Here is a 2466-nt window from a genome sequence, read left to right on the forward strand (position 1 = left end):
CAATAGCGCATGACAGCGGCACACTGCGCGGGAAGCGCACCATCGGCGGAGGGAGGCGGCTGTTGCGGCACGTCATGTTCCAGGCCGCACTCGTCGCGGCACATCACAACCCAACCCTAAAACCTTTCGCAGACCGGCTGCGGAAGGCAGGAAAACCGCACAAAGTCATCATCATTGCCGTCGCCCGGAAGCTGGTCACAATTGTCAATGCACTGTGCAAATCCCGGCAGAAGTGGGCAGCTCAGACCTTGTGAGGAATACAGTTGCTAGGCCTCGAAATGCTTGTCGAATTTGCTGCGCAGCACACTCCGGCTGATTTTCTGCAGCCTAGCAATTGTAACCGGCCTTGCTTCCAGTCGCTGGCAGACAAGGCTTACCACCCGGAAGCCAACTTGAAACAAGCCGGGTTTGGCCAAATGACGAGCGACATTAGAGCCGATGTTTTTTGGAGCGCACTGTTTCCAGGAATTGGCGGGTATCTACGGGCCATTTCACGCGCCTTTCACTTAACTGTTGATTCTCAAATGCTTCCGGTTTTGGTCATCCCTCCCGTGCGGGAAGGTTTGCTGGAAGCAATGCATGCTTCGGCGGAATGCTGCGCAAAATTCAGAATTTCCTCAGAACCAAGTAAATTTATGCAGTGGATGCATCATTTCCGTCTTGACGCGCGCCGTTCCCGCGATGAGAAATATCCGCATGGCGTGTTTGGCACATATCTTCCGGCTGATCAGGGTGGCTGCTGTATTTGCAGTGATCCTTGCGCTGGGATTTTCATTGCCATCCGCTGCGCATTCCCTCGCTGACCATCACGGCAATGCTGCGGTTTCGCAGAATGGGCACAGCCATGCCGATGCTGCCATCTCAGACGTAGCGCATGGCGCTTCCCAGACCGGCGCACACGATTCCCCGGGCGACCCCGGGAACGCCGCCGACGCGGGGAACTGCTGCGCAGGTGCCTGTATGGCACTGGCCGTGCTGTCCTTGCAACCGGGTGAGTTTGTCCTGAAGCGCCCTGTCCGTTGGAAGCTGGCGCATGCTCAGCTGCCCTCCCATCCCAGGCTTGCGCTGCTGCGTCCCCCGAGAACCTGAGTTTCTGAAACCGTTGTAACGGTCCCAGGCACCGTCCCGCACCCCTGTGCGGGATCCGAGCAGATTATTCTCAGGAAAAAACAGATGAAACCACTTTTTCTGGCCGGGGCAGCAGCCCTGCTGCTGGGAGCATGCGCCAGCACGCCTGCGGCGCTGCCCGAAATCGCAGCGCTGGAGCGTACCGCCGCGCAATCCGGCCCCTACCGAAAACTGAATTATCAACCTCCCTTTAGTGGCTTTGAAGCCCAAGAGCCCAGCGACCCCGGCTCCTGGCGCGGCGTCAACGATGAGCAGCAGGAGAACCACTGATGACAGCTAGAATTTGGCGCGCCGTGCTGGCGTCGCCCGTGGTGCTTGCCGCCTGCTCGGCTGCGGTGCCGGAGAAATACACCGGCCCCAAGGCCGGGTTCCAGGAGGTTGTCAACCAGACCTCGGCAGCTATCGGCAAGCGAACGGCCTTTGCACAGACCCAGGCGGAAAACGAGGCCTTGTCCAAGGAAGTCCGCAGCCTTGTGCAGGGCAGGACAATCTCCGCTGATACCGCGGTGCAGGCGGCGCTTTTGAACAACAAGGGATTGCAGGCGTCTTATGCCGCAGTCGGGCTGTCGGCAGCGGAGGCCTGGCAGCAGATGACGCCGGAGAACCCCGTGGTGTCGATCGGCTTGTTGGGGATCGGCGCTCCGGAACTGGGCCTGTACCGGGCGCTGGAATCCACCATCGCGGTCAATCTTCTGGATGTGAAAACCCGCAAGCAGCGCATCGCCGTGGCTGAGGCGCAGTTCCAGCAGGCTCAGCTGACTGCGGTGAATGACACCCTGGCGCTGGCCGGGCAGACCCGGCAGGCGTGGATCAATGCCGTGGCTGCCTTTGAACGGCTGAGCTATCTGCGCAAGGCAAGCGAAACAGCCGCCGCGGGGGCGGAACTGGCCAGCCAGTTGGGCAGGACCGGCGCGCTGAACAAGGCCGGCCAGGCGCGGGAATTTGCCTTCAACGCGGAGCTTGCGGGCCAGGTCGCCCGTGCCCGCCTGGAGGCAAAGCTCGCCAAGGAAGAGCTGACCCGGCTGATGGGCCTGTGGGGCAGCGATGCCAACTACTATGTGCCGGATGCGTTGCCATCCTTGCCGAAGTCTTTGCCGAAAGTGTCCTCAATCGAGAAGGCGGCGCTGAAGAACCGGGTGGATCTGCAGGTCGCCAAGCTTGGGCTTGAGGCGCAGGCCCGGGCCTTCGGCCTGACGGACCGGACTCGGCTGGTGACGGATCTGGAACTGATTGCAGGCTTTGAAGCGGAGCGCGAGCGCGAGGACGGAGTGACGAACACTGAGACCCTTCCACAATTGGAGCTGGAGTTTGCCATCCCGGTATTTGACACCGGCAAGG

Annotated in this window: 4 protein-coding genes; all 4 read left to right on the forward strand. The window is 60.8% G+C overall.

The window, feature by feature from the left end; all coding sequences use genetic code 11:
* On the forward strand, positions 1–254 hold a 254-nt coding region (locus A2I95_RS31500; protein ID WP_291736153.1), incomplete at its 5' end, for a transposase.
* Between the two features lie 24 nt (positions 255–278).
* Positions 279–803 carry a hypothetical protein gene (locus A2I95_RS31505; RefSeq protein ID WP_291736156.1) on the forward strand — a complete coding sequence of 175 codons (525 nt, stop codon included), beginning with the start codon at positions 279–281 and terminating at the stop codon, positions 801–803.
* A 370-nt stretch (positions 804–1173) separates the two neighbouring features.
* Positions 1174–1398, forward strand: a complete 225-nt coding sequence (locus A2I95_RS31510) for a hypothetical protein (RefSeq protein ID WP_027258024.1) — start codon at positions 1174–1176, stop codon at positions 1396–1398.
* Positions 1398–2466 (forward strand): TolC family protein (locus A2I95_RS31515; protein ID WP_291736158.1); only part of this gene is annotated, 1069 nt, incomplete at its 3' end. The genes A2I95_RS31510 and A2I95_RS31515, both read left to right, overlap by 1 nt.

This window comes from Leisingera sp. F5, assembly GCF_001593695.1.

Coding starts and splice junctions, on each gene's coding strand:
- A2I95_RS31505 (WP_291736156.1), top strand. CDS start 279: ATGCTTGTCGAATTTGCTGCGCAGCACACTCCGGCTGATTTTCTGCAG.
- A2I95_RS31510 (WP_027258024.1), top strand. CDS start 1,174: ATGAAACCACTTTTTCTGGCCGGGGCAGCAGCCCTGCTGCTGGGAGCA.